Annotated in this window: 20 protein-coding genes; 7 read left to right on the top strand and 13 right to left on the bottom strand. The window is 71.3% G+C overall.

What is annotated here, in order from left to right; all coding sequences use genetic code 11:
- Positions 1-26: 26 nt before the first annotated feature.
- Complete coding sequence (locus ACQP2Y_RS31050) at positions 27-2,486, bottom strand: Tex family protein (protein ID WP_433718780.1); 2,460 nt, start codon at positions 2,484-2,486, stop codon at positions 27-29.
- 97 nt (positions 2,487-2,583) lie between these two features.
- Between ACQP2Y_RS31050 and ACQP2Y_RS31045 the strand changes: the two genes are divergently transcribed.
- Entirely contained in the window at positions 2,584-3,633 is a 1,050-nt protein-coding gene (locus ACQP2Y_RS31045; RefSeq protein ID WP_433718777.1) for a zinc-dependent alcohol dehydrogenase family protein, read from the top strand.
- Here ACQP2Y_RS31045 and ACQP2Y_RS31040 read toward each other — a convergent pair.
- Entirely contained in the window at positions 3,611-4,579 is a 969-nt protein-coding gene (locus ACQP2Y_RS31040) for a LuxR C-terminal-related transcriptional regulator (protein WP_433718776.1), read from the bottom strand. The genes ACQP2Y_RS31045 and ACQP2Y_RS31040 overlap by 23 nt on opposite strands.
- 76 nt (positions 4,580-4,655) lie before the next feature.
- On the opposite strand from ACQP2Y_RS31040, the gene ACQP2Y_RS31035 reads away from it, so the two are divergent.
- Complete coding sequence (locus ACQP2Y_RS31035) at positions 4,656-5,375, top strand: PP2C family protein-serine/threonine phosphatase (RefSeq protein WP_433718773.1); 720 nt, start codon at positions 4,656-4,658, stop codon at positions 5,373-5,375.
- Here the strand turns inward: ACQP2Y_RS31035 and ACQP2Y_RS31030 are convergent.
- Both ACQP2Y_RS31030 and ACQP2Y_RS31025 read right to left on the bottom strand, forming a co-directional pair.
- Complete coding sequence (locus tag ACQP2Y_RS31030; RefSeq protein ID WP_433718771.1) at positions 5,341-5,781, bottom strand: hypothetical protein; 441 nt, start codon at positions 5,779-5,781, stop codon at positions 5,341-5,343. The two genes, ACQP2Y_RS31035 and ACQP2Y_RS31030, sit on opposite strands and share 35 nt — an antisense overlap.
- Positions 5,782-5,965: 184 nt before the next feature.
- The gene (locus tag ACQP2Y_RS31025) at positions 5,966-6,649 is read right to left on the bottom strand and encodes a cytidylate kinase family protein (RefSeq protein WP_433718769.1); all 684 of its coding nucleotides are present in this window, start codon (positions 6,647-6,649) and stop codon (positions 5,966-5,968) included.
- A gap of 143 nt (positions 6,650-6,792) precedes the next feature.
- Here ACQP2Y_RS31025 and ACQP2Y_RS31020 point away from each other — a divergent pair, with 143 nt between their 5' ends.
- Positions 6,793-7,341 (top strand): GNAT family N-acetyltransferase, encoded by a 549-nt coding sequence (locus tag ACQP2Y_RS31020; protein WP_433718768.1) that lies wholly within the window; start codon positions 6,793-6,795, stop codon positions 7,339-7,341.
- Here ACQP2Y_RS31020 and ACQP2Y_RS31015 read toward each other — a convergent pair.
- From ACQP2Y_RS31015 to ACQP2Y_RS30985, 7 genes are all read right to left on the bottom strand, one after another.
- On the bottom strand, positions 7,293-7,646 hold the full coding sequence (locus ACQP2Y_RS31015; protein ID WP_433718766.1) for an MmcQ/YjbR family DNA-binding protein: 354 nt from the start codon (positions 7,644-7,646) through the stop codon (positions 7,293-7,295). The genes ACQP2Y_RS31020 and ACQP2Y_RS31015 overlap by 49 nt on opposite strands.
- Positions 7,647-7,662: 16 nt before the next feature.
- The gene (locus ACQP2Y_RS31010; protein ID WP_433718764.1) at positions 7,663-8,079 is read right to left on the bottom strand and encodes a VOC family protein; all 417 of its coding nucleotides are present in this window, start codon (positions 8,077-8,079) and stop codon (positions 7,663-7,665) included.
- 87 nt (positions 8,080-8,166) lie between these two features.
- Entirely contained in the window at positions 8,167-10,275 is a 2,109-nt protein-coding gene (gene glgB, locus ACQP2Y_RS31005; RefSeq protein ID WP_433732151.1) for a 1,4-alpha-glucan branching protein GlgB, read from the bottom strand.
- A gap of 88 nt (positions 10,276-10,363) precedes the next feature.
- Positions 10,364-11,674, bottom strand: coding sequence for a maltokinase N-terminal cap-like domain-containing protein (locus tag ACQP2Y_RS31000; protein WP_433718762.1), 1,311 nt, complete (start codon positions 11,672-11,674; stop codon positions 10,364-10,366).
- Positions 11,671-13,446: a maltose alpha-D-glucosyltransferase gene (gene treS / locus ACQP2Y_RS30995; protein ID WP_360544155.1), complete on the bottom strand. Its 1,776-nt coding sequence runs from the start codon at positions 13,444-13,446 to the stop codon at positions 11,671-11,673. The genes ACQP2Y_RS31000 and treS overlap by 4 nt, the downstream gene beginning before the upstream one ends.
- A gap of 48 nt (positions 13,447-13,494) precedes the next feature.
- Positions 13,495-15,465: a maltotransferase domain-containing protein gene (locus ACQP2Y_RS30990; RefSeq protein ID WP_433718759.1), complete on the bottom strand. Its 1,971-nt coding sequence runs from the start codon at positions 15,463-15,465 to the stop codon at positions 13,495-13,497.
- 136 nt (positions 15,466-15,601) lie between these two features.
- Positions 15,602-16,417, bottom strand: a complete 816-nt coding sequence (locus ACQP2Y_RS30985) for a spermidine synthase (protein WP_433718757.1) — start codon at positions 16,415-16,417, stop codon at positions 15,602-15,604.
- 92 nt (positions 16,418-16,509) lie between these two features.
- Here ACQP2Y_RS30985 and ACQP2Y_RS30980 point away from each other — a divergent pair, with 92 nt between their 5' ends.
- On the top strand, positions 16,510-17,073 hold the full coding sequence (locus ACQP2Y_RS30980) for a hypothetical protein (protein WP_433718756.1): 564 nt from the start codon (positions 16,510-16,512) through the stop codon (positions 17,071-17,073).
- A 10-nt stretch (positions 17,074-17,083) separates the two neighbouring features.
- Here the strand turns inward: ACQP2Y_RS30980 and ACQP2Y_RS30975 are convergent, their stop codons facing one another.
- Positions 17,084-17,545, bottom strand: coding sequence for a PPOX class F420-dependent oxidoreductase (locus tag ACQP2Y_RS30975; RefSeq protein WP_433718755.1), 462 nt, complete (start codon positions 17,543-17,545; stop codon positions 17,084-17,086).
- Positions 17,546-17,553: 8 nt separating this feature from the next.
- Complete coding sequence (ppgK, locus tag ACQP2Y_RS30970; RefSeq protein WP_433718753.1) at positions 17,554-18,333, bottom strand: polyphosphate--glucose phosphotransferase; 780 nt, start codon at positions 18,331-18,333, stop codon at positions 17,554-17,556.
- A gap of 213 nt (positions 18,334-18,546) precedes the next feature.
- On the opposite strand from ppgK, the gene ACQP2Y_RS30965 reads away from it, so the two are divergent.
- The 3 genes from ACQP2Y_RS30965 (at position 18,547) to ACQP2Y_RS30955 (ending at position 23,542) form a co-directional block, all read left to right on the top strand.
- Complete coding sequence (locus ACQP2Y_RS30965) at positions 18,547-20,115, top strand: S8 family serine peptidase (RefSeq protein WP_433718751.1); 1,569 nt, start codon at positions 18,547-18,549, stop codon at positions 20,113-20,115.
- Positions 20,001-22,613: a putative bifunctional diguanylate cyclase/phosphodiesterase gene (locus ACQP2Y_RS30960; protein ID WP_433732149.1), complete on the top strand. Its 2,613-nt coding sequence runs from the start codon at positions 20,001-20,003 to the stop codon at positions 22,611-22,613. Before ACQP2Y_RS30965 ends, ACQP2Y_RS30960 begins: the two co-directional genes overlap by 115 nt.
- 92 nt (positions 22,614-22,705) lie before the next feature.
- A complete protein-coding gene (locus ACQP2Y_RS30955; RefSeq protein ID WP_433718750.1) occupies positions 22,706-23,542 on the top strand; it encodes a SigB/SigF/SigG family RNA polymerase sigma factor in 837 nt (278 codons plus the stop codon).
- Positions 23,543-23,552 lie beyond the last annotated feature (10 nt).

Genomic DNA, 23,552 nt, shown 5'->3' with positions numbered 1-23,552 from the left:
AAGCGTGCCGGGCCCGGTTCGCGGGGTCAGTCCTTGGTGAGGCCGGCGCGGCGCAGGGCGTCGGCCATCGCGCTGTTGCCGAAGTTGTTGCCGCCGGCGGGCGCCTGGCCGCCGGAGCGCTGGCCCCCGCCGCCCTGCCGCTGACCGCCCTGACCTCGACCGCCCTGGCCGCCCTGGCCGCCTTGCCGGGGCTGACCACCCTGGCGGGGCTGACCGCCCTGCCCGCCCTGACCGCCCTGCCTCGGCTGGCCACCCTGCCGGGGCTGGCCGCCACCCGGCCGGGCCTCCCGCGGCTCCCGCGGCGCGCGCTGCTCCGGCTTGTCCTCGAGCTTCATGGTCAGCGAGATCCGCTTGCGCGCCTCGTCGACCTCCACCACCCGCACCTTCACGACGTCGCCGGACTTGACCACCTCGCGCGGGTCCTTCACGTACGTGTTGGACAGCGCCGACACGTGCACCAGGCCGTCCTGGTGCACGCCGACGTCGACGAACGCGCCGAACGCCGCCACGTTGGTCACCACGCCCTCCAGGATCATGCCCGGGCGCAGGTCGGCGATCTTCTCGACGCCGTCGGCGAAGGTCGCCGTGGTGAACGCCGGACGCGGGTCCCGGCCCGGCTTCTCCAGCTCGCGCAGGATGTCCGTGACGGTCGGCAGGCCGACGGTGTCGGTGACGAACTTCTCCGGGCGCAGGGCGCGCAGCAGCGGGCTGTTGCCGATCACCGTCTTCAGGTCGCCGCCGGCGGTGGCCAGGATGGTCCGGACCACCGGGTACGACTCGGGGTGCACACTGGACGCGTCCAGCGGGTCGTCGCCGTCCGGGATGCGCAGGAAGCCCGCGCACTGCTCGAACGCCTTGGGCCCGAGCCGGGCCACCTTCTTGATCTGGGAGCGGTTCCTGAACGGGCCGTTGGCGTCGCGATGCATGACGATGTTCTCCGCCAGGCCGGCGCCGATGCCCGACACCCGGGTCAGCAGCGGGGCCGACGCCGTGTTGACGTCCACCCCGACGGCGTTCACACAGTCCTCGACCACCGCGTCCAGCGACTTCGACAGCTTCACCTCGGACAGGTCGTGCTGGTACTGCCCGACGCCGATCGACCGGGGGTCGATCTTGACCAGTTCGGCCAGCGGGTCCTGCAGGCGGCGGGCGATGGAGACCGCGCCGCGCAGGGAGACGTCCATACCGGGCAGTTCCTGCGACGCGTACGCCGAAGCCGAGTAGACAGACGCACCGGCCTCGGAGACCATCACCTTGGTCAGCCCCAGCGAAGGATGCAGCTTGATCAGATCGGCCGCCAGCCGGTCGGTCTCCCGCGAGGCGGTGCCGTTGCCGATCGCCACCAGGTCGACCTTGTGTTCCTGGGCCAGCGTGGCCAGGGTGTGCAGCGACTGGTCCCACTTGTTCTGCGGGACGTGCGGGTAGATCGTCGAGGTGGCGACGCACTTGCCGGTCGAGTCGACGATGGCCACCTTGACGCCGGTGCGGAAGCCGGGGTCGAGACCCATCGTCGTACGGCTGCCGGCCGGGGCCGCCAGCAGCAGGTCGCGCAGGTTCGCCGCGAAGACGCGTACCGCCTCGTCCTCGGCCGCCTGCCAGAGCCGGACCCGCAGGTCCGCGCCCAGGTGGATGAGGATCCTGGTCCGCCACGCCCACCGCACGGTGTCGAGCAGCCAGCGGTCGCCGGGCCGTCCGTGGTCGGAGATGCCGAACTTGCCGGCCACCGACGCCTCGAAGCTGGACCGCTCGCCCTCCTCGGCGCCCTCCTCGGGCTCCATGGTCAGGTCGAGCACGTCCTCCTTCTCGCCGCGGAACATGGCGAGGATGCGGTGCGAGGGCAGCTTGGTGAACGGCTCGGCGAAGTCGAAGTAGTCCGCGAACTTGGCGCCCTCGGTCTCCTTGCCCTCGCGGACCTTGGCGATCAGCCGGCCCTTGGTCCACATGCGTTCGCGCAGCTCACCGATGAGGTCGGGGTCCTCGGCGAAGCGCTCGATCAGGATCGCCCGGGCGCCGTCGAGCGCCGCGGTCACGTCGGCCACGCCGTCGACGTCCACGTAGGCCGCTGCCTCGGCCTTCGGGTCCCGGGTGGCGTCGCCGAGCAGCAGGTCGGCCAGCGGCTCCAGGCCGGCCTCGCGGGCGATCTGGGCCCGGGTCCGGCGCTTGGGCTTGAACGGCAGGTAGATGTCCTCGAGCCGGGCCTTGGACTCCGCGGCGAGGATCTGCGCCTCGAGGGCGTCGTCGAGCTTGCCCTGCGAGCGGATCGACTCGAGCACGGCCGCGCGACGGTCCTCGAGCTCCCGCAGATAGCCGAGCCGCTCCTCGAGCGTGCGCAGCTGCTGGTCGTCGAGGGTGCCGGTGACCTCCTTGCGGTAACGGGCGATGAACGGCACGGTGGCTCCGCCGTCCAGCAGGTCGACCGCCGCGGTCACCTGTCCCTCGCGGACCCCGAGCTCCTGGGCAATGCGCTGATGGATGCTGGTCGTCACGCCGACGATTGTGACCGAGGCGCCCGGTGCTTGTCGCGCCGCCCCGCGAATCCCGCGCGGATGATCACCCGGCCCGGGCGCGGGTAAGGTCGCAGGAATGCACGCCGCGATGTGGTACGCGCCCCGCGACATCCGCTGGGAGCAGCGCCCGGACCCGACCATCCAGCTGCCCACGGACGCGATCGTGCGGGTGGTCGCCGCCTGCGTCTGCGGCTCCGACCTGTGGACGTTCCGGGGTGCGCGCCCGCCGGCCGACCCGCACCCGATCGGCCACGAGTTCGTCGGCGTGGTCGAGGAGATCGGCGCCGGCGTGACCACCCTGCGGGCCGGTGACTTCGTCATCTCCCCCTTCTCGATCAGCGACGGCACCTGCGTGCACTGCCGGCAGGGCGTCACCACCTCCTGCGTCCAGGCCCAGTGGTACGGCGGCACCGACCCCGACGGCCGCACCCTCGACGGCGGCCAGGGGCAGTACGTGCGCGTACCGCTGGCCGACGGCACCCTGGTCGCCACGCCGGAGCATCCTGACCGCGAGCAGATCCCGGCGCTCCTGGCCCTCTCCGACGTTCTGGTCACCGGCCACCACGCCGCTGTCTCGGCGGGTGTGGGCCCGGGCAGCACCGTTGCGGTGGTCGGCGACGGCGCGGTCGGCCTGTGCGCAGTCCGGGCGGCAGTCCGCCTCGGTGCCGACCGGGTGATCGCCTTCTCGTCGTACACCGACCGGCAGAACGTCGCGACCGGCTTCGGCGCCTCCGACGTCATCTCCGAACGCGGCGACGACGGCGCCGCGGCACTGCGCGACCTGCTCGCCGACCAGGGCGCGGACGCCGTGCTCGAATGCGTCGGCAACAAGGAGTCGATGGCGCAGGCGATGGCGTCCGTGCGCCCCGGCGGCCGGATCGGCTACGTGGGGGTGCCGCTGGGCGGGGCGGAGCTACCGATCAGGAAGATGTTCGCCGACAACATCGCGGTGGCCGGTGGCGTCGCGCCGGTGCGGCCGTACCTGCCGGAGCTGCTCGCCGACGTGCTGGCCGGCTCCCTGGACGCCGGTGCGGTGTTCGACCTGCAGCTGCCGATGGAGAAGGTGGCCGAGGCCTATGCGGCGATGGACGAGCGTCGCTCGATCAAGACGCTGCTGTGGCCTTGAGGTCACGCTGAACGGCCCACAGCGCGGCCTCGGTGCGCGAGGCGGCGCCGGTCTTGCGCAGCAGATTCGACACGTGCACGGTGACCGTGCGCACCGAGATGCCCAGCGCGCGGGCGATCTGCTTGTTGGACATGCCCTCGGCCAGGCAACCGATCACCTCCCGCTCCCGGGCGGTCAGCTCGGGCTGCTCCTGCAGATGGGCGGGCAGCGGCGCGTCGGCCAGCGCCTCCGGTCCACCCGCCATGGCCAGCAGCTCACTCAACCGGTACGGGTTACCGCCGGTGCGGCGCCATACCGCCTCGGCGACCTGCGGGGACGGGCAGCTGGCGCCGTACACGTGGGCCAGGATGCGGCTCACCTGCGCGGCGGTCAGCGCACCCAGATGCTGGCGCACCGCGCCGGGGGCGCCCGACAGCCGGGCCAGCACCCGGGCCGTGAGCAGCGGAGAGACGGCCGCCTCGGGCGGACGGCTGGTCACGACCAGCAGGGCCGGGAGATCTGCGGCGGCGAGCTCACTGATCAGGTTCAGACTGGCGGGGTCCAGCGCGTGCAGATCCTCGACCACGAGTACGGCGGGACGACCGCCCACCAGCGTCCGCACGGTCGTGACGGCCAGCCGCAGCAGCGCGTCGGGCGTGTACCGCTCCCGGGGGACATCGGGATCCTGGGCGAGCCAGGCCAGAGCGTCCGGCGGCACCGGCAGCCCGGGGCGCGGCCCCAGCCCGGCCAGCACGGCGGCGAGCCAGTCGTAGGGGGCGGGCGAATGCAGCCGAGCGGAGCCGGACAGGATGACCTGAGGGGTCGTGAGCTGCAATGCGGCCGAGACCAGGGTGCTCTTGCCGGTGCCGGGCAGCCCGGTGATCACGGCGGGCACGCACCTGCGGGTGGCTCCGACACGCTCCCAGGCGCGCCGGAGCTCATCCAACGCGTCCGTTCGTCCCACCATCGGTACCGGCATCACCACCCAACACTACGTACTACGTACTACAGACACCGCCGCAGCCCTTTGGCAGTCTTGTGACATGAGTGTCGTGCTTCGTGCGGTCGCCGCCTCCGATCAGGGCCTGGTCCGGTCGAACAACGAGGACGCGGTCTTCGTCGGCGACCGGTTGCTGGTCGTGGCGGACGGCATGGGCGGCCTGCCGGCCGGAGAGCTGGCCAGCGACATCCTGGTCACCGCCCTGGCCGACGTGGACGCGAAACCGGACACGGGTGAGCCGCTGCAGGACCTGATCGCGGCGCTGGAAACAGCCAACAAGCGCATCGAGGAGGCAGTCGCCGACGACGACGCCCGCGACGGCATGGGCACCACGGTGACGACTCTCATGCTGTCCGGCGACCGGGTGGCCGCCCTGAACGTGGGCGACTCCCGGTGCTACCTGAGTCGTGATGGAGAGTTGACGCAGATCACGCGGGATGACACTTATGTGCAGGCGCTGGTGGATCAAGGGGTGCTGACCCCGGACGACGCGCGCCGGCACCCGCAGCGGGCGCTGGTGACCCAGGCGGTGCAGGGTGGGCCGTTCCGGCCGGCGGGACGGATGGTGCCGGTACGGGTGGGGGACAGGTTCCTGCTCTGCAGCGACGGGCTGAGTGACTACGTCGAGGACGAGGTGATCGCTACCACGCTGCGGTCGTACGCGGACCGGCAGGTGTGCGCGGCGGAGTTGATCGCGCGGACGTTGGAGGCCGGGGCTCCGGACAACGTCACAGTGATCGTCGCGGACGTGGAGGAGGAGTAGGGCCCCTCGGCCGGGTGCGGTCGTCGGGTCTGGCTGTTTCGCCGGGCCGGGCGTCCACGGTCGGTTCGGCGTCCGCCCGGCGGGTTCCCGGCCGTGGCCGGCCGTCGACGGCTGTGCAGATGCCGTAGACCCGGGCGTAGCCGGTCCATCCGTTGACCCGGCCCCGGTTGTTGCTGATCTGCACGCGGCCCTTGACCGGGTCTACCGCGGAGACGAGATGCAGATAGACGGCGCCGGCCACGCGGGCCAGCACGATGTCCCCGACGACAACCTCCGCCGGATCGACGGGCGCGACTGTGACGAGCTGCCGGCTGCGGATCAGCGGCACCATCGACGAGCCGGTCGGCCGGAAGTCGACGGTGGCGCCGGCGGCCACCCGGGCGGCGATGGATGTCAGGTTGCTCATGCCGGCCCATCATCGGCTGCTCAGCCCGGCCCTGGCCACTCCATTTCGCGCGGCCGCGGCGTTCGGCACGGGCATGCGGGTGAGCGCCGGCATGTGACCAGCCGGCCGGGCCGCCGGTGATGTCGCGCGCGCAAGAGTATGTCGAGCCCGCGACGGGCTAGCCGCCGCTCGGCAGGATCCCGCGTCAGAGTCCCTCACGGGTTCGGGCCGTCCAGACCGGCTGCTGGGGCTCGTCGTTGTGCACGATGATGTCGGCCAGATCGGTCGGTCGGGCCGTCGCGAAGTAGAGCTTCTGCGAGGGGATGTAGCGCTCGCGCCAGCGCCGTTCGACGTCGGCCTGAGATGACACCCGGCCCTCTCGGACCACCGCACGATGCACGGTCTTCTCGAGCTCGGTCGACACGAAAATGCGCACGTCCCACTGACCGACCAGTTCCGGGCGCAGGAGGAAGACGCCGTCGAAGACCAGCACGGCGTCGGCGGGGGCGGTCGTGGTCGGCGGAGACAGCACAGCATCCGTCGTGTGGTCGTAGACCGCGTGCTGGAAGCGTCGATCTCCGGCCGGGCCGAGCGGATCGAGCAGAACCCGGTTCAGCGCCTCGTAGTCGTGGGTGTCGAAGTAACAGCCTTCGGCGGAGAACTCACCGCGTCGATAGCGCTGGGCCCGGGGGAGAAGGAAATCGTCGATCGTCGCGCGGACGACCTCACGGCCCTGTTCCCGCAGGACCTCGGCCAGCTCATCGGCGAGGGTGGTCTTGCCGGCGGCGGGCGGCCCGTCGACGGCAACCCGGGTCGGGTGGGTGACGGAGACTGACCCGACTGCCTCAGCCAGGTGGCGGAGCAGCGCGTCGCGGACGCCGAGGTCCATATTCCGTCCTCCTGACCCAGCGAAGATCGATGTGCCCGGCCGAAACGGCGGTGACGCCGGCGGGACCAGACACAAGCCTGTCATCCGGCAGCAAGAGGAACCGCGCCGAGCCGCCGGCGTCGCCCCTGCGTACGCTCAAACCCGTGCTCCTCACGACCGAACGGCTGGTGCTCCGCCGCTTCCGCCCAGCCGACGCCGAGACTCTGGCCGCCTATCGGACGGATCCCGAGGTCGCGCGCTACCAGTCCTGGAATTCGCCGTACCCGGTGGAGAAGGCGCGCTACGCGATCGAGTCCATGGCCGCCGCGGATCCCGATCAGCCGGGCTGGTTCCAGTACGCCGTGGAGCTCACCGCCGAGCGGGCGCACATCGGGGACGTCGCCGTCAATCTGCATGACAACCGGATGCAGGCCCAACTCGGCTACAGCCTGGCGCCCGCCCGGCAGGGGCGCGGCTATGCCACCGAGGCTGTCCGGGCCGTGCTGGACCATCTGTTCCGGGTCAAGGGCCTGCACAAGGTGTCGGCCGAATGCGACGCCCGCAACGTCGCCTCGTACCGGTTGCTGGAGCGCACCGGCTTCCAGCGCGAAGGACTGTTGCGGCAGCACACCTGGAGCAAGGGTGAGTGGACGGACGACCTCCGCTACGGCTTGTTGGAATCGGACTTCTTCGGCGTCGCGACGGTCTCGTAGGCGTCCTGGCACAGCTCGGCGATCTCGGCCCAGTCGACCTTGCCGTCCAGGCGGACGCCGAGCCAGCCGCGGTGTCCCACGTACGGCGGGCGGAAGAACCGCTCCGGAGACGCGGCGATCAGCTCCTGCTGGGCCCCGGGCGGCGCCGCACACCACAGGTGCGGGAACTCGTTGTCATGATGGCCGTGCTCCCACAGGGTCACGAAGGTCCGCCGGTCACGCACGAACCAGGTCGGCGCGCCGTGGCTGGGCCGCTCGGTGACCTCGGGCAGAGCCATGCAGATGCCGCGAAGCTCGTCCAGCATCAGGACTGCGCCGGCCTCAGGACTGGGGCGCGGCGATGTTGACCATCCACTCCACGCCGAAGCGGTCGGTGCAGGTGCCGAACTCGTCGCCCCACATCTGCTTCTCCAGCGGGGTGCTGACCGCGCCGCCGTCGGCCAGCTTGGCCCACCACTCGCGCATCACGTCGGCCTCGTCGCCGCTGAGGCTGATCGCGATGTCGTTGCCCGGCACGTGCTCCAGGCCGGGCGGTGCGTCGGCGCCCATCAGGGCCATCCCGGTGTCGGTGACCAGAATGGCGTGCATGACCTTGTCGGCCAGCGCCGGGTCGGGGGCGCCGAAGTCACCGAAGGTGCTGATGTTGAGCGTGCCGCCGAGGACGGAGTGGTAGAACTCCATCGCGGCGCGGGCCTTGCCGTCGGTGAACGCGATGTACGGGTTGAGGCGCACTGCCATGGCCGGCTCCTTTGCCGAGAATGAACGACTTCTCGCACCATAGACCCGGCCACCGACAGTTTCGGCCACCTCCCCGCAAAGCGCGGCTCAGCCCTCGAAGTGCAGCCAGACCGCGCCCAGCGGCGGTACGCGCAACGACGCCGACGCGTTCAGCCCGTGCCACGGCATCTCCTCCGCGTGCACCTCGCCGAGGTTGCCCACGCCCGAGCCGCCGTACAGGGTGCTGTCGGTGTTGACGACCTCGCGCCAGACGCCGGCCCGGGGCAGGCCGATGCGGTAGTTGTCGTGCGGGACCGCGGCGAAGTTGACCACGCAGGCCATCGTGTCGCCGTTCGGGGCCAGGCGCAGGAAGGAGAACGTGTTGTGCTGCGAGTCCTCGCTGGTGATCCAGCGGAAGCCGCTCGCCGTGGTGTCCTGCGTCCACAGCGCCGGGATGTCCCGGTACGCCTTGTTCAGGTCCTTGACCAGCTTGTGGATGCCGCCGCCGCGGCTCTCGTCGGCGAGCAGGTCCCAGTCGAGGCCGCGTTCCTCGCTCCACTCCCGCTCGTCGCCCATCTCGGCGCCCATGAAGATCAGCTGCTTGCCGGTGAAGGCCCACATGAAGCCGAGCAGCGCGCGGGTGTTGGCCAGCTGCTGCCACTGGTCGCCGGGCATCTTGCCGGTGAGCGAGCCCTTGCCGTGCACGACCTCGTCGTGGCTGATCGGCAGGATGTAGTTCTCGCTCCAGGCGTACACCGTGGCGAAGGTCATCTGGTGGTGGTGCCACTGCCGGTAGATCGGCTCCTTCTCCATGTACGAGAGGGTGTCGTTCATCCAGCCCATGTTCCATTTGAAGCCGAAGCCCAGCCCGCCGAGGTGGGTGGGGCGGGTGACGCCCGGCCACGCCGTCGATTCCTCGGCGATGGTGACGACGCCGGGGTTGTTGCGGTAGACGGTCGCGTTCATCTCCTGCAGGAAGCTGATCGCGTCGAGGTTTTCCCGGCCGCCGTACTGGTTCGGGGTCCACTCGCCGTCCTTGCGGGAGTAGTCCAGGTAGAGCATCGAGGCGACCGCGTCGACCCGCAGACCGTCGGCGTGGAACTCCTCGCACCAGTAGTTGGCGTTGGCGACCAGGAAGTTGCGGACCTCGCGCCGGCCGAAGTCGAAGACGTACGTGCCCCAGTCGGGGTGCTCGCCGCGCCGCCAGTCGCCGTGCTCGTAGAGCGGGGTGCCGTCGAAGCGGGCCAGCGCCCATTCGTCCTTGGGGAAGTGTGCGGGCACCCAGTCGAGGATGACGCCGATGCCGGCCTGGTGCAGCTTGTCGACCAGGTGGCGGAACTCGTCGGGGGAGCCGAAGCGCGACGTCGGTGCGAAGTAGCCGGTGACCTGGTAGCCCCACGAGCCGCCGAACGGGTGCTCCATCACCGGCATCAGCTCGACGTGGGTGAAGCCGGTCTCCACCACATAGTCGACCAGCTGCTCGGCCAGCTCCATATAGGACAGGCCGGGGCGCCACGAGCCGAGGTGCACCTCGTACGCGCTCATCGGCTCCTGGTGCCACTGCTTGGTCGCGCGCTGGGCCATCCAGTCGGCGTCCTGCCACTCGTAGGAGGACTCGTACACGACCGACGCCGTGCGCGGCGGCACCTCGGTGTGCTGCGCCAGCGGGTCGGCCTTCTCGCGCCAGACGCCGTCCTGGCCGAGGATCTTGAACTTGTACTTGGTGCCGGAGGAGGCGCCGGGCACGTACAGCTCCCAGACGCCGCTGCTGCCCAGCGAGCGCATCGGCAGGCCGTCGAACGGGCCCCAGCCGGCGACGTCGCCGATCAGCTGCACGCCGCGGGCGCTGGGCGCCCACACGGCGAAGGCGACGCCGTCGCCCTTGGCCTGGGCGCCGAGCACCTTCCACAGCTTCTCGTGCCGGCCCTCACCGATCAGGTGCAGGTCGAGCTCACCCAGGGTGGGCAGATGCCGGTACGGGTCGTCGCAGACGGTGCCCTCGACGTCGATCCGGTAGTCGAGCACCGTGCCGGGCACCGAGGCGGCGAAGATACCGTCCGGGTGCACCGCCGTCATCGGCACGCGTTCGTCACCGATGACGAGGCTGACCTCCTTGGCGCCCTTGCGCAGCGTGCGGATCACCGTGTGGTCGCCGCTCGGGTGTGTGCCGAGCAGGCTGTGCGGGTCGTGCGTGTCGCCGGCCATCACGGCGTTCATCGCGCGCTGATCGCCGGCCAGGGACGGCGACGGGGTGGTCTGCATCGGTACTCCTCGGGGAGTCGTCTTGAGTCAGGTCAAGGGGTCATCAGCCGGCGAGCCGCGCGATCGACCGCAGCGGGATGCGCAGCCAGCCGGGCCGGTGCCGGGATTCGTACGCGGCCTCGTAGACCGCCTTGTCGAGCTCGTACGCCGCCAGCAGCGCACCCTGCTCCCGCGGGTCGTGGCCGGAGGCGGCCGCGTACCCGTCGCAGAAGGCGGTGCGGTTGCGGTCGACCCATTCGCGGGCCCGGGCGGCCAGGTGCTCGTTGTCGTCCTGGTCCACCAGCAGCTGGTAGGCGGCGTACTCGTAGCTGCGCAGCACACCGGCGATGTCGCGCAGCGGCGAGTCGGGCAGCCGCCGCTCGTCGAGCGGCTGGCCGGGCTCGCCCTCGAAGTCGATGAGCAGCCAGGCCGCCGGCACCCGCAGCACCTGGCCCAGGTGCAGGTCGCCGTGCACCCGCTGGACCGTGACCTGCTCGCCGGTGAGCTTGCGGAAGCGTTCCTCGATGGCCGGGACGTACTCGCTCAGCTCGGGCACGGCCGCGGTCGCGGTCGCCAGCCGGGCGATGACCGCGTCCACCGGGAACGGCGACGGGCCCGCACCCAGCTCCTCTGCGAGTGTCTTGTGCACCGAGGCCACCGCTTCGCCGAGGCGGTACGACTCACCCGCGAAGTCGCCACCCACCTCGTCGGCGCCCATCTCGGCGTCGGCGAACAGGTCGCGGGCGCTGGCCGTGGCCATCGCCCAGCCCTCGGCGGAGTTGATCGCGTACGCCGTCACCATGCCCAGCGGGCACGGCTCGCCGCTCTCACTGGTCTCGAACGAGCCGAGCAGCTTGGCCACGTGCGGGTTGCCGGCCCGGCCGAGCACCCGGTTGAGCTCGATGTCGGGGTTGATGCCGCAGTCGACCCGGCGGAAGACCTTGAGGATGGCCTCCTGCTCGAAGATCACGCTGGTGTTGCTCTGCTCGGCGTCGAAGACCCGCGACGCGTGCTCCAGCGGGAACGTCGCCCCGGGCTCGGAGGAGAACACGATGTCCCCGGCCGTGGCGTCGGAGGAGATCAGCGACAGCAGGTAGGTCGCGGCGTCCGGGTCGTACAGGCCGTCGTAGCCGGTGCGGTCGCCGTCCGTGCCGATGGTCGCCACGGTGCTGTACTCCGAGATCGGGCCGGAGTCCCAGGCCACCAGCACCTGATAGCGCTCGGCGCTGCCGTCGGTGTACGAGACGTCCAGCAGCACCAGGTCCAGGTCGTCCTTCAACGGCGTGGACGACGCCTGCTTGACGTCGGCGAGGGTGCGGCTGCGACCCGCGTACCAGCGTTGCTGGGGCAGCCATTCGGCGTAGGGCAGCGTCATTGCTTCTCCTCGGACCCGCACAGCTGGAACCAGTAGAACCCGTGTCCCGGCAGGGTCAGCAGGTACGGCAGCTGGCCGATGCGCGGGAAGTTCACGTGCCCGGTCAGCTCGACCGGCGTGTAGCCGTTCCAGTGCTGCAGGTTCAGCTCGATGGGCTGGGGGAACCGCGAGAGGTTGTTGACGCAGAGGACCACGTCGTCGCCGTCCTCGCGCAGGAAGGCGAGCACCGACGGGTTGGAGCCGCCGAGCTCACGGAACGTGCCGGTGGCGAACGCCTCGTGGCGGCGGCGGACCGCCAGCATGGTGCGGGTCCAGTTGAGCAGCGATGTCGAGCTGTCCCGCTGGGCCTCGACGTTGACCGACTGGTAGCCGTAGATCGGATCCTGGTTGGCCGGCAGGTAGAGCCGGCCGGGGTTGGCGGTGGAGAAACCCGCGTTGCGGTCGGGCGTCCACTGCATCGGGGTGCGCACGCCGTCGCGGTCACCGAGCCAGATGTTGTCGCCCATGCCGATCTCGTCGCCGTAGTACAGCACCGGCGAGCCGGGCAGCGACAGCAGCAGGGCGGTGAACAGCTCGATCTGGTTGCGGTCGTTCTCCAGCAGCGGGGCGAGCCGCCGGCGGATGCCGACGTTGGCCTTCATCCGCGGGTCCTTGGCGTACTCGGTGAACATGTAGTCGCGCTCTTCGTCGGTGACCATCTCGAGCGTCAGCTCGTCGTGGTTGCGCAGGAAGATGCCCCACTGGGCCATGTCCGGGATGGCCGGCGTCTGGGCCAGGATCTCGGAGATGGGGAAGCGCGACTCGCGGCGCACCGCCATGAAGATGCGCGGCATCAGCGGGAAGTGGAACGCCATGTGGCACTCGTCGCCGCCGGTGTCGGCGTCACCGAAGTATTCGACCACGTCGGCCGGCCACTGGTTGGCCTCGGCGAGCAGCACCCGGCCGGGGAACTCGTCGTCGATGACCTTGCGGCAGTGCTTGAGGAACGCGTGCGTCTCCGGCAGGTTCTCGCAGTTGGTGCCCTCACGCTCGAACAGGTACGGCACCGCGTCCAGCCGGAAGCCGTCGATGCCGAGGTCCAGCCAGAAGCGCAGGACGTCGATCATCGCTTCCTGCACGGCCGGGTTGTCGTAGTTGAGGTCGGGCTGGTGCGAGAAGAACCGGTGCCAGTAGAACTGCCGGCGCACCGGGTCGAACGTCCAGTTCGACTCCTCGGTGTCGACGAAGATGATCCGGGCGTCGGAGTACGGCTCGCTGGTGTCGCTCCACACGTAGTAGTCGCCGTACGGGCCGTCCGGGTCCCGGCGCGACTCCTGGAACCACGCGTGCGAGTCCGAGGTGTGGTTCATGACCAGGTCGGTGATGACCCGGATGCCGCGCTTGTGGGCCGCGTCGAGCAGGGCCACGAAGTCCTCGACCGTGCCGAACTCGGGCAGCACCCGGTAGAAGTCGCGGATGTCGTAGCCGCCGTCGCGCAGCGGTGAGTCGTAGAACGGCGGCAGCCACAGGCAGTCGACGCCGAGCCACTGCAGGTAGTCCAGGCGCTCGATCAGCCCGCGCAGATCGCCGGAGCCGTCCGAGCTGGAGTCGTAGAAGGCCCGGACCAGCACCTCGTAGAAGACGGCGCGTTTGAACCAGGTCCGGTCGGCCGGCAATGCGCGGGCATGCCCGAAGTCGTCGGCGGTCGGATGCTCGACCACACCGTCCTCGACGTGGCTGCCCTCCGCGGGATCGTGCTCGACGTTCTCGTCGAGTTCGCTCGTCAGGTCCATCAGACGTTCACCTACCCCACCCCGCAGGAACTGAATCGCTTGTACTGCCTATCGGCGCGGGTGCACCACGAACACATGTGCGGGCTCGACGTACGGGTCGATCCGGACCGGGTTGTGCTGTCCCCACTCGTACGTCGCCCCGGTGAGCTGGTCGGTCACGGTGAACTGCTCGTGCCAGTCCAGGCCCAGCGCGGGCATGTCGAGTGTCGTGTTGCCCCACTGCACGTCCGTCGAGTCGAACGAGCAGATCACCAGAACGGTGTTGCCCGACTCCGGATCCCGCTTCGACCAGCACAGCAGAGCGGCGTTGTCGATCTCGTGGAATTCCAGGTTCCGCAGCCAGTGCAGCGCCGGGTTCTCCCGCCGGATCGTGTTGAGCTTGGTGATGTACGGCGCCAGGCTGCGCCCGGCCCGTTCCGCCGCCGCCCAGTCCCGCGGCTTCAGCTCGAACTTCTCGTTGTCGATGTACTCCTCCGCGCCGGGACGGGCCACGTGCTCGAAGAGCTCCAGCCCTGAGTACATGCCCCAGGACGGCGAGAGCATGCTGGCCAGCACCGTGCGGATCTTGAACATCGGCGGACCGCCGTGCTGCAGCGACTCGTGCAGGATGTCGGGGGTGTTGGGCCAGAAGTTGGGCCGCATCCAGTCGATCGAGGCCTTGAGCTGGCCCAGGTACTCCCGCATCTCCCAGGCCGTGGTGCGCCAGGTGAAGTACGTGTACGACTGGGTGAAGCCGATCTTGCCGAGCCCGTTCATCATGGCCGGCCGGGTGAACGCCTCGGCCAGGAACAGCACGTCCGGGTCGACGTCCTTGATCTTGGCGATGACCCACTGCCAGAAGTTCAGCGTCTTGGTGTGCGGGTTGTCGACCCGGAAGATCCTGACCCCGTTGGACACCCAGTGCAGGACGACGCGCAGGACCTCCTCGCGCAGTCCCTTGGGGTCGTTGTCGAAGTTCAGCGGGTAGATGTCCTGGTACTTCTTGGGCGGGTTCTCCGCGTACGCGATCGTGCCGTCGGCCCGGGTGGTGAACCACTCGGGGTGCGTCTTGACCCACGGGTGGTCCGGCGCGCACTGCAACGCCAGGTCCATCGCCACCTCGAGGCCATTGTCCTGCGCGACCCCGATGAAGCGGCGGAAGTCGTCCAGCGTGCCCAGCTGCGGGTGGATCGCGTCGTGGCCGCCCTCGTCGGAGCCGATCGCCCAGGGCGAGCCCACGTCGATGCCCTCGCGGGCCACCAGCGTGTTGTTGCGGCCCTTACGGTTGATCTTGCCGATCGGGTGGATCGGGGGCAGGTAGAGCACGTCGAAGCCCATCGCGGCGACGGCCGGGATGCGCTCGGCGGCGGTCGCGAACGTGCCGTGCCTGACCGGGGTCGCGTCCGGGCCGATCTCGGCGCCCTCGGAGCGCGGGAAGAACTCGTACCACGACGAGAACAGCGCGCGCTGGCGGTCGACCCAGATCGCGTACGAGCGGGTGGTGGTCACCAGCTGGCGGACCGGGTGCTGCCAGAGCAGCTCCTCCAGCTCCAGCCCGGGGGAGACCCGGGAGAACAGCGAGCGCTGCGGGTCGCGCAGGGCGGCGGCCGCGTCGCGGACCCGCTCCTCCTCGTCGTGCGGCACGATCTTGGCCGCCAGGTCCAGCAGCTCGGCGCCCTCGGCGAGGTCGTTGGCCAGGTCCTCGAGCCCCTGCCCGGCGCCGATCTTCTTGGTCACGGCGTTGCGCCAGGTCTGGTACGGGTCGTCGAACGCCTCGATGGTGAACGTCCACCGGCCCACCCGGTCCGGCTTGATCACGCCGTGCCACTTGTCCAGGCCGGGCTCGCCCGGGGTGAGCCGGGTGAACGGCTCGGCCTCGCCCTCCGGCCCCTGCCATACCACGTTCACGCCGAGGGCGTGGTGGCCTTCCCGATAGGACACCGCCGAGATGGGGACGAGCTCGCCCACCACCGCTTTCGCGGGGTAGCGGCCACAGGACACCGATGGCGTCACATCTTCGATGGGAAAGCGACCGGTCATGATCTCCACCGTAATCTTCGAGCGCGGGGGCGGGCACGGCGACGGGCGAATTGGGCAGCCGTCAGGACAGGTTTCTCCGCTATGGAGCAACCGCAAACAGCCGCGCACCCGGTGCGTCCAACCTACCGGAGAGCATTCAGCGCGGCCCGTCGAGGCGCGCCATTGCACCGGCCAGGAAACCGGTCAATTCCGCGCCGTGCCAGACCCGGGCCGGCTCGGGGTCGCGGGCCACGGAACGGGTGAGCCGTTCGACGTCCAGCACCTCCGGCCCGTGGGTCGCCGCGAGCACCACGTTGCCCGCCTTGCGGCCACGCAGCAGGCCCGGCGGGGCGATCAGGGCCACGTCGCCGAACGCCGCGCGCAACGTCGCGGCCTGGATGCGCGAGTAGGACAACGGCGGCACGTCGGTGAGGTTCATCGCCAGCACCCCGGCCGGCCGCAGCAGCCGGGCGGCGGCCGTCGCGAAGCCCACCCCGGCCACGCTGGCCGGCATCGCTGCGCCCTCGAACACGTCGACCACGATCACGTCGTACCCCCGGGCCGGTCCGGCCTCCACGAACTCGCGGGCATCACCCACCACGACCTCGACGGCGGCGGGCCAGGGCAGCGACCGGGAGACCAGCGCGAGCAGCAGGCCGTCGCGCTCCACCACCGTCTGCGCGGACCCGGGCCGCGTCGCGGCCACCCAGCGGGGCAGCGTGAGTGCACCGCCGCCGAGATGCAGAACCGTCAACGGTACGGCCGCAGGGGCCGCCAACCGCAGCACCGTGGCCAGCCGGCGCACGTATTCGAAGGCCAGGTAGGTGGGATCGGCCAGATCGACGTACGACTGCGGCACCCCGTCAACCAGCAGCGTCCAGCCCCGCTCCCGGCGGCGGTCGGGCTCCAGCGAGGCGGTGCCGGAGGCCACCCGCGTGAAGCTCGTTGCACGTCGGTTGCCGTGGGTTGCCATCCGGGCGAGGCTACTCAAGCTGGGCCGCCCGCCGCCGAGAGGTAGCGTGACGCACCCCGCGACGGGGTGTGCGCCAACTCTTGGGGGCACACATGGCCGGACCGTCCACCGCGCTGTCGCCGGTCATCGCGGCGAGCACGCACTGGCTGGTCCGGGCGTACCCGTCCAGCGGCGCCGACCGGGCCGCGGACACCCTGGCCGAGCTCCAGGCCCGCCAGGCCGTGACGGTCGCCGCGTGGCTGCGCTACCCGACCCCGGTGGACGCCGAGCTGGTCGCCATGGCCGGCCCGGGCGGCTCGGCCGTGCTGGACTGGCGGGCCGGCAGCGAGCCCGACGACGAGCTGGCCGAGGACGAGGGCTGGCGCACCTGGGTCGACGAGGTCGCGGTCAGCTGGGCCGCCTGCCTGCTCGCCGACCCGGTGCTGGCCGCGCGGGCGGTGGACTCGGTGGCCGCGGCGGTGCCGGTCGCGGACGGCCGGCCCCGGCCCCGGCCGCGCAAGGCGGGCGACCTGCCCAGCGAGTTCCGCCGGCTGACCGCCCCGGACCCCCGGGACCTGGAGGCCACGGCCCTGCTCCGCCACCCGGACCTGCTCGAACCGGTCGCCGACCTGCACCGCGAGACCCTGCTGTACCTGCTGGGCGCGGTCGCCGCTTAGCGGGTCACCGTCAGGCCAGACGGGCCGGGAAGCCGCCGGTGGCGATCGGGCCCCACCGCTCGACGGTGATCCGGATCAGGGACTTGCCCTGGTCGCGCATGGCCTGGCGGTACTCGTCCCAGTCCGGGTGCTCGCCGGAGATGCTCCGGAAGTACTCGACCAGCGGCTCGACCGACTCCGGCAGGTCGATGACCTCGGCCGTGCCGTCGACCTGCACCCACGGGCCGCCGAAGTCGTCGGAGAGCACGCAGACGCTGACCCGCGAGTCGCGGCGGATGTTCATCGCCTTGGCCCGCTCCGGGTACGTCGAGATCACGATGCGGCCCTCGGCGTCGACCCCGCAGGTGTTCGGTGACGCCTGCGGGCGGCCGTCCCGGCGGGTGGTCATCAGGATCGTGTGGTGCCGGGGCCGGAGGAACTCGAGGAGCTCCTCGCGGCCGACCTTGGTGTTGGTGGCGACGGTGCGCGGCATGGGACTCCTCAGCTTGGCTGGTCGGCGTCGACGGGGAACGAGCCGGGGTGCCCGTCGGCCTGCTCGGCGGTGACCGCGGCGCCGATGATGCCGGCGTTGTTGAGCAGGGTGGCCGGCACGATCGGGGTACGGATCTCGATCAGCGGCAGCCACTTGTCGGCCTTCTTGCTCACGCCGCCACCGACGATGAACAGCCGCGGCGACAGCAGCATCTCCACGTGCCGCAGATACTCCTGGACCCGGCCGGCCCACTTCTCCCAGCTCAGGTCGTCCTGCTCGCGGGCCCGGTCGGAGGCGCGCAGCTCGGCGTCCTTGCCGTCCAGCTCCAGGTGGCCGAACTCGGTGTTCGGGATGAGCGTGCCGTCCAGGAACAGGGCGCTGCCGATGCCCGTACCGAAGGTGAGCATCATCGTCAGGCCGCGCTGGTCGTGCCCGGCGCCGAAGGCGACCTCGGCGACGCCCGCGGCGTCGGCGTCGTTGAGCACGGAAACCGGCTTGCCGAGCCGCTCGGTGAACAGCTGGGCGGCGGGCGCGTCGAGCCACGACTTGTCGACGTTGGCGGCGGTCCGGGTGACCCCGTCGACCACCACGCCGGGGAAGGTGATCCCGACCCGGTCGTAACCGGAGAACTTCGCGGCGACCTCGGCGACCGCCTCCACGACGCTGCCGACGTCCGAGGGCTGCGGGGTGGGGACCCGGAACCGCTCCTCGAGCAGCTCGCCCCGCACGGTGTCGACCGGCGCCCCCTTCACGCCGGAACCGCCGATGTCGATACCCAGAATGGCCATGCCAGTACTCCGTCTCCGGTGCGTTTGACGTCTGTGTACCCACGCACACCCGGTGTCGAATCGTGCCATCCGAGGATCTGCCCTCTCGTGACGGGTGCCACGCGCGTTCTGTTCAAGTCCGGCCGGTTGTGGTCGATAGGGCGGCTGTACCGGCACTGCGCCCGGGGGGCGACTCCCCGACCCGTGGGCAGCGGTGCCACCGAAGGAGCATCCATGCGGAAACTCGCGGCCCTGGCCGTCACCGCTGTCACCGTGACCGGCACCCTTGCGGTCACGGCCCCCGCTCACGCGGCCGCGGACACGCCCTGGCTGAGTCAGAACTGGCTGGTGCAGACCGGCACGACCAAGATGAGCACCGTCGTCAAGGGCGCCGGTGCCGACAAGGCGGACAAGGACAACCCGGACGACGGCGACACCGCCACCGGGGTCGCGCTGACCGGCGCCGGGGTGGGCGTCGCGCTCATCGACTCCGGGGTCTCGCCGGTCAAGGGCCTCGACGGGGCCGGGAAGGTCATCAACGGACCGGACCTGTCCTTCGAGTCGCAGGCGGCCAACCTGCGCCACCTCGACACGTTCGGGCACGGCACGCACATGGCCGGCATCATCGCCGGGCAGGACCCCACTTTCTCCGTCGGCACCCGCTTCACCGGCGTGGCCCCGGGCGCGCACGTCGTCAGCGTCAAGGTCGCCTCGGCCGACGGGGCCAGTGACGTCTCCCAGGTCATCGCCGGCATCGACTGGGTCGTCGCGCACCGCAACGACCCCGGGCTCAACATCAAAGTCCTGAACCTGTCGTACGGCACCCAGTCCACCCAGCCGGCGTCGCTGGACCCGCTGGCCTTCGCCGTCGAGAAGGCCTGGGAGGCCGGGATCGTCGTCGTGGTCGCCGCCGGCAACGACGGCTTCACGGCCAACAACCTCACCATGCCGGCCGCCGACCCGGACGTCATCGCCGTCGGCGGGGCCGACCCCCGCGGTACGGACGCGCGGGCCGACGACGTCGTGGCGGACTTCAGCAACCGGGGCAACGCGGCACGCCACCCCGACGTGCTCGCCGCCGGACGTTCCGTGGTGTCGCTGCGCAGCCCCGGCTCGTACATCGACCGGACCTACCCCGCCGCCCGGCTGAGCCTGCTGGACGACCCGGAGCAGCGGTTCCTGCGCGGCAGTGGCACGTCCCAGGCGGCCGCGGTGGTCTCCGGTTCGGTGGCCCTGCTGCTCCAGCAGCGTCCCGGCCTGCGACCCGACGACGTCAAGAAGCTGCTGACCAGCACCGCCGACCCGATCGTCGGCGGCGACCCGTACGCGGCCGGGGCCGGCCAGATCAACGTGGCCCGCGCCGCCCGGGCCCGGACCACCTACACCCGGCAGGTCAACGTCGCCGCCACCGGCCGGGGTTCGCTGGAGGCCTCGCGGGGCGGCGCCTACGTCTACGACTCCGTCACCGGCACGCCGCTGACCGGCGAACGGGACATCTTCGGCCAGCCCTGGAACGCCCTGGTCTGGACGCAAGCCTCGGCCACGCAGCGCAGCTGGATCGGCGGCACCTGGAACGGTTCGGTCTGGACCGGCACCGCCTGGGCCGCGACGTACACCGGCACGAAGACCTGGTCCCCGGTCACCTGGACCGGCCGGTCCTGGTCGGGCGCCCTGTGGTCGGGACGCAGCTGGTCGAGCGCCCTCTGGAGCGGGCGGAGCTGGTCGTCACAGACCTGGACGGGCCGGTCCTGGAGCGGGCGCAGCTGGTCGGCGGCCGGCTGGACCGGGGAGCCATGGCACTAGATCGGCGCCGGTGGCGGCCGCGTCCTCAGCTCCTGGTGGGTCTGCTCACCGCGAGCATGGGCGCGGCCTCCGCCGCCGTGGCGCTGGTTCTCGCCGCCGACGGCATCGCCGCGCCCGCGCTGCCCGGCGGGCTGTGGTGGCTGGCCGGGCTCGCGGTGCTGTTCTTCCTCACCGAGGGCTTCACCGTGCACGTCCGCGTCCGTCGCGGCGCGCACGGCATCAACGTCTCCGAGTTCCCGATGGTGTTCGGGCTGCTCGGCTTCGACCCGGTCACCGTGATCCTGGTCCGGGCCCTGGCCGGCGGGGCCGGGCTGGTCGCCGTACGCGGCCAGCGCGGCACCAAGCTGGCCTTCAACGTCGCCCTGCTCGCCGTCCAGGCGAGCGTCGGCGTCCTGGTCTTCCACGCCGTCACGCCGCACGTGCTCGGCATCTCCGCCGAGGGCGTCGGCCTGCGGACCGTGCTGGCCGCCTACCTGGCCATGATCGCCGCCGACGTGGTGGCCGCCGTGCTGGTCACCGCCGTGATCGCGATGCACGACGACCCGGGGGAGTGGCGCCGGCTGCCGGCCGCGCTGCGCAGCACCGGGCTCGTCGTCGTCACCACGACCGGAGCTCTGATCAGCTTCCTGGCCGCGACCGAACCGCAGTGGGCGCCGGCGCTGATCGGCATCGTGGCCGTCGTGCTGCTGCTGGCCTACCGCGCCTACATCGCGCTGGGCGACGGCAACGCCGAGGTGGAACAGCTCTATGGCTTCACCCGCGCGCTCGACGGGGCCCGCGGCATCGACGAGCTGGTCGCCGTGGTGCTGGACCGGGCCCGCGACGTGCTGCGGGCGGGCACCGCGGAACTGGTCGTCGCGCACGGTGACGAGCTGCGGCACACCCGGCTGGCCGGGCAGTCCGGCCGTCCCAGGGTGAGCCTGGGCAGCCCCGGCGCCGACGACTGGCTGCGGCCGGCGCTGCTCGGCACCCCGGTGCTGCGTCCCGTCGGCCCCGCGGGCGACGCGATGGCCGTACCGCTGGTCTTCGGTGAGCGCCGGGCGGTCCTGCTGGTCGCGGACAGCCTCACCGACGCGGGCGGCTTCACCGACGCCAAGCTGCGGCTGCTCGGCGCGCTGGCCAACCACGCCGGCGCGGCGCTGGGCCGGGCCGACCTGGTCGACCGGCTGCGCCGCGAGGCCGACGAGAAGCAGCACCTGGCCCTGCACGACCCGCTCTCCGGGCTGCCCAACCGGCGGCACTTCCACGACCTGCTCGACGCCGGCCTGCGGGCCGTGCGCGCCGGCGGACCGGGGCTGGCGGTGCTGGTGCTCGACCTGGACCGGTTCAAGGAGATCAACGACGCGCTGGGCCACGAGACCGGTGACGCGTTGCTGTGCGAGGTCGGCGAGCGGCTGCGCGCCCACCTCGACGGGCGGGGACGGGTGGCCCGCTTCGGCGGCGACGAGTTCGCCGTGCTGCTGCCCACCGACGGCAGCCCGGAGGCGGGACTGGCCGCCGCCGCGGAACTGGCCGCGGTGGTGGACCAGCCGATCCGGATGGGCCCGCTGGTGCTGGCCCCGCGCGCCAGCGTCGGCGTCGCGGTGGCACCGCTGCACGGCGACGACCCCGAGATCCTGATCCGGCACGCCGACGTCGCCATGTACGCCGCCAAGGAGAGCCACGGCCTGCGGCTCTACGACAGCGAGCTGGACCGCAACAGCCCGCAGCGGCTGGCGCTCATCGCCGACCTGCGCCGGGCCGTGGAGCGTGGGGAGCTGACGGTCGCGTACCAGCCCAAGGTCGACCCGCGTACCGGCCGGGTGGTCGGCGCCGAGGCGCTGGCCCGCTGGCACCACCCCGAGCAGGGGCCGATCCCGCCGGACGTGTTCATCCCGCTGGCCGAGCACAGCGGCCTGGTCTGGCCGCTGACCCTGCACGTGCTGGACCGGGCGCTGCGCAGCCGCGCCGAGTGGGCCCGGGCCGGGCACGACCTGCACGTCGCGGTCAACCTGTCGCCCAACAGCCTGCTCGACGCCGCGCTGCCCGACCTGGTGGCCCGGCTGCTGGAGGCGACCGGCAACCCGGCGCGGGCGCTGACACTGGAGATCACCGAGAGCACCATCCTGACCGACCCGGCCGGCAGCCTGGCCACCCTCGAACGGCTGCACGCGCTGGGGGTGGAGATCTCGATCGACGACTTCGGCACCGGCTACTCGTCGCTGGGCCGGCTGCGCGAGCTGCCGCTGCACGAGGTGAAGATCGACAAGTCGTTCGTGCAGCGGGTCGCCGCGGACCACCGGGACCGGGCGGTCGTGCGGTCCGCGGTGCAGCTCGGCCACGCGCTCGACCTGCGGGTGGTCGCCGAGGGGGTGGAGGACGCCGACACGTACGCCTACCTGGCCGCCGAGGGCTGTGACGTGGTCCAGGGCTTCCTGTTGTCCCGCCCGTTGCCGGCCGAGGAGTTCACCGCCTGGCTTCATATTCACTCACGCAACGTCACTCATACTTTCGGCTAGTCAGGGCTCGTCCGAGCAGCTAGCGTAAGGAGAAATGAACGGTCGCCGCGTGCGGGCACGGCTCTCTGCCCGCTTGATGGAGGACCTCCTCGATGACCGCTGTCACGATCCCATCGACCACAGTCAGTGACGCACCCCCCGCCACCGGACCTACTGCGGCCGGCCCCGCCGAGCCTCTGGGTGCCGAGACCGCCGCCGAGCTCCTGATCCGGCTGGCCGCGACCCCGTCCGGGGACCGCCGCCGGGCCCGCCTGCGCGACCGGGCCATCGAGGCCTGGCTGCCGCTGGCCCGCCACCTCGCCCACCGCTACTCCGGCCGCGGCGAGCCCACCGACGACCTGATCCAGACCGCCACCGTCGGCCTGATCAAAGCCGTCGACAAGTTCGACCCCGAACGCGGCGTCGACTTCGCCGGCTACGCCATCCCCACTATCATCGGCGAGATCAAGCGCCACTTCCGCGACCGCACCTGGTCGGTCCGCGTGCCCCGCCGCCTGCAGGAGCTGCGCCTGGCCATCACCGAGGCCAACAGCACCCTCACCCACACCCTCGGCCGCAGCCCCCAGGTCAGCGACATCGCCGTACACCTCGGCGTCACCGAGGAAGAAGTCCTGGAAGGCCTCGAAGGCGCCCGCGCCTACAACGCCACCAGCCTGTCCACCCCGATCAGCGCCGACGGCACCACCGAGCTCGGCGACACCCTCGGCGGCGAGGACCACGAGTTCGAACTGGCCGAGACCCGCGTCGCCCTCGGCCCCGCCCTGGCCATGCTCGACGAGCGCGAGCAGAAGATCCTCACCCTGCGCTTCTACGGCAACCTGACCCAGTCGCAGATCGCCGACCAGGTGGGCATCTCGCAGATGCACGTCAGCCGCCTGCTGGCCCGGGCGCTGACCAAGCTGCGCGGCGAGCTGGAGCCGATGCTGTAGCCGGTCGCGG

The sequence above is a fragment of the Actinoplanes sp. CA-051413 genome (genome assembly GCF_050955795.1).
Lineage (GTDB): Bacteria > Actinomycetota > Actinomycetes > Mycobacteriales > Micromonosporaceae > Actinoplanes.
Note: the sequence above shows the minus strand (reverse complement) of the source record. Positions and strands in the feature narration are given on the sequence as shown.

What these genes read in the sequence shown, in the direction of transcription:
- ACQP2Y_RS31045 (WP_433718777.1), top strand. Translation starts at nt 2,584, where the DNA reads ATGCACGCCGCGATGTGGTACGCGCCCCGCGACATCCGCTGGGAGCAG.
- ACQP2Y_RS31040 (WP_433718776.1), bottom strand. Translation starts at nt 4,579, where the DNA reads ATGGTGGGACGAACGGACGCGTTGGATGAGCTCCGGCGCGCCTGGGAG.
- ACQP2Y_RS31035 (WP_433718773.1), top strand. Translation starts at nt 4,656, where the DNA reads ATGAGTGTCGTGCTTCGTGCGGTCGCCGCCTCCGATCAGGGCCTGGTC.
- ACQP2Y_RS31030 (WP_433718771.1), bottom strand. Translation starts at nt 5,781, where the DNA reads ATGAGCAACCTGACATCCATCGCCGCCCGGGTGGCCGCCGGCGCCACC.
- ACQP2Y_RS31025 (WP_433718769.1), bottom strand. Translation starts at nt 6,649, where the DNA reads ATGGACCTCGGCGTCCGCGACGCGCTGCTCCGCCACCTGGCTGAGGCA.
- ACQP2Y_RS31015 (WP_433718766.1), bottom strand. Translation starts at nt 7,646, where the DNA reads ATGCTGGACGAGCTTCGCGGCATCTGCATGGCTCTGCCCGAGGTCACC.
- ACQP2Y_RS31010 (WP_433718764.1), bottom strand. Translation starts at nt 8,079, where the DNA reads ATGGCAGTGCGCCTCAACCCGTACATCGCGTTCACCGACGGCAAGGCC.
- glgB (WP_433732151.1), bottom strand. Translation starts at nt 10,275, where the DNA reads ATGAACGCCGTGATGGCCGGCGACACGCACGACCCGCACAGCCTGCTC.
- ACQP2Y_RS31000 (WP_433718762.1), bottom strand. Translation starts at nt 11,674, where the DNA reads ATGACGCTGCCCTACGCCGAATGGCTGCCCCAGCAACGCTGGTACGCG.
- treS (WP_360544155.1), bottom strand. Translation starts at nt 13,446, where the DNA reads ATGGACCTGACGAGCGAACTCGACGAGAACGTCGAGCACGATCCCGCG.
- ACQP2Y_RS30990 (WP_433718759.1), bottom strand. Translation starts at nt 15,465, where the DNA reads ATGACCGGTCGCTTTCCCATCGAAGATGTGACGCCATCGGTGTCCTGT.
- ACQP2Y_RS30985 (WP_433718757.1), bottom strand. Translation starts at nt 16,417, where the DNA reads ATGGCAACCCACGGCAACCGACGTGCAACGAGCTTCACGCGGGTGGCC.
- ACQP2Y_RS30980 (WP_433718756.1), top strand. Translation starts at nt 16,510, where the DNA reads ATGGCCGGACCGTCCACCGCGCTGTCGCCGGTCATCGCGGCGAGCACG.
- ACQP2Y_RS30975 (WP_433718755.1), bottom strand. Translation starts at nt 17,545, where the DNA reads ATGCCGCGCACCGTCGCCACCAACACCAAGGTCGGCCGCGAGGAGCTC.
- ppgK (WP_433718753.1), bottom strand. Translation starts at nt 18,333, where the DNA reads ATGGCCATTCTGGGTATCGACATCGGCGGTTCCGGCGTGAAGGGGGCG.
- ACQP2Y_RS30965 (WP_433718751.1), top strand. Translation starts at nt 18,547, where the DNA reads ATGCGGAAACTCGCGGCCCTGGCCGTCACCGCTGTCACCGTGACCGGC.
- ACQP2Y_RS30955 (WP_433718750.1), top strand. Translation starts at nt 22,706, where the DNA reads ATGACCGCTGTCACGATCCCATCGACCACAGTCAGTGACGCACCCCCC.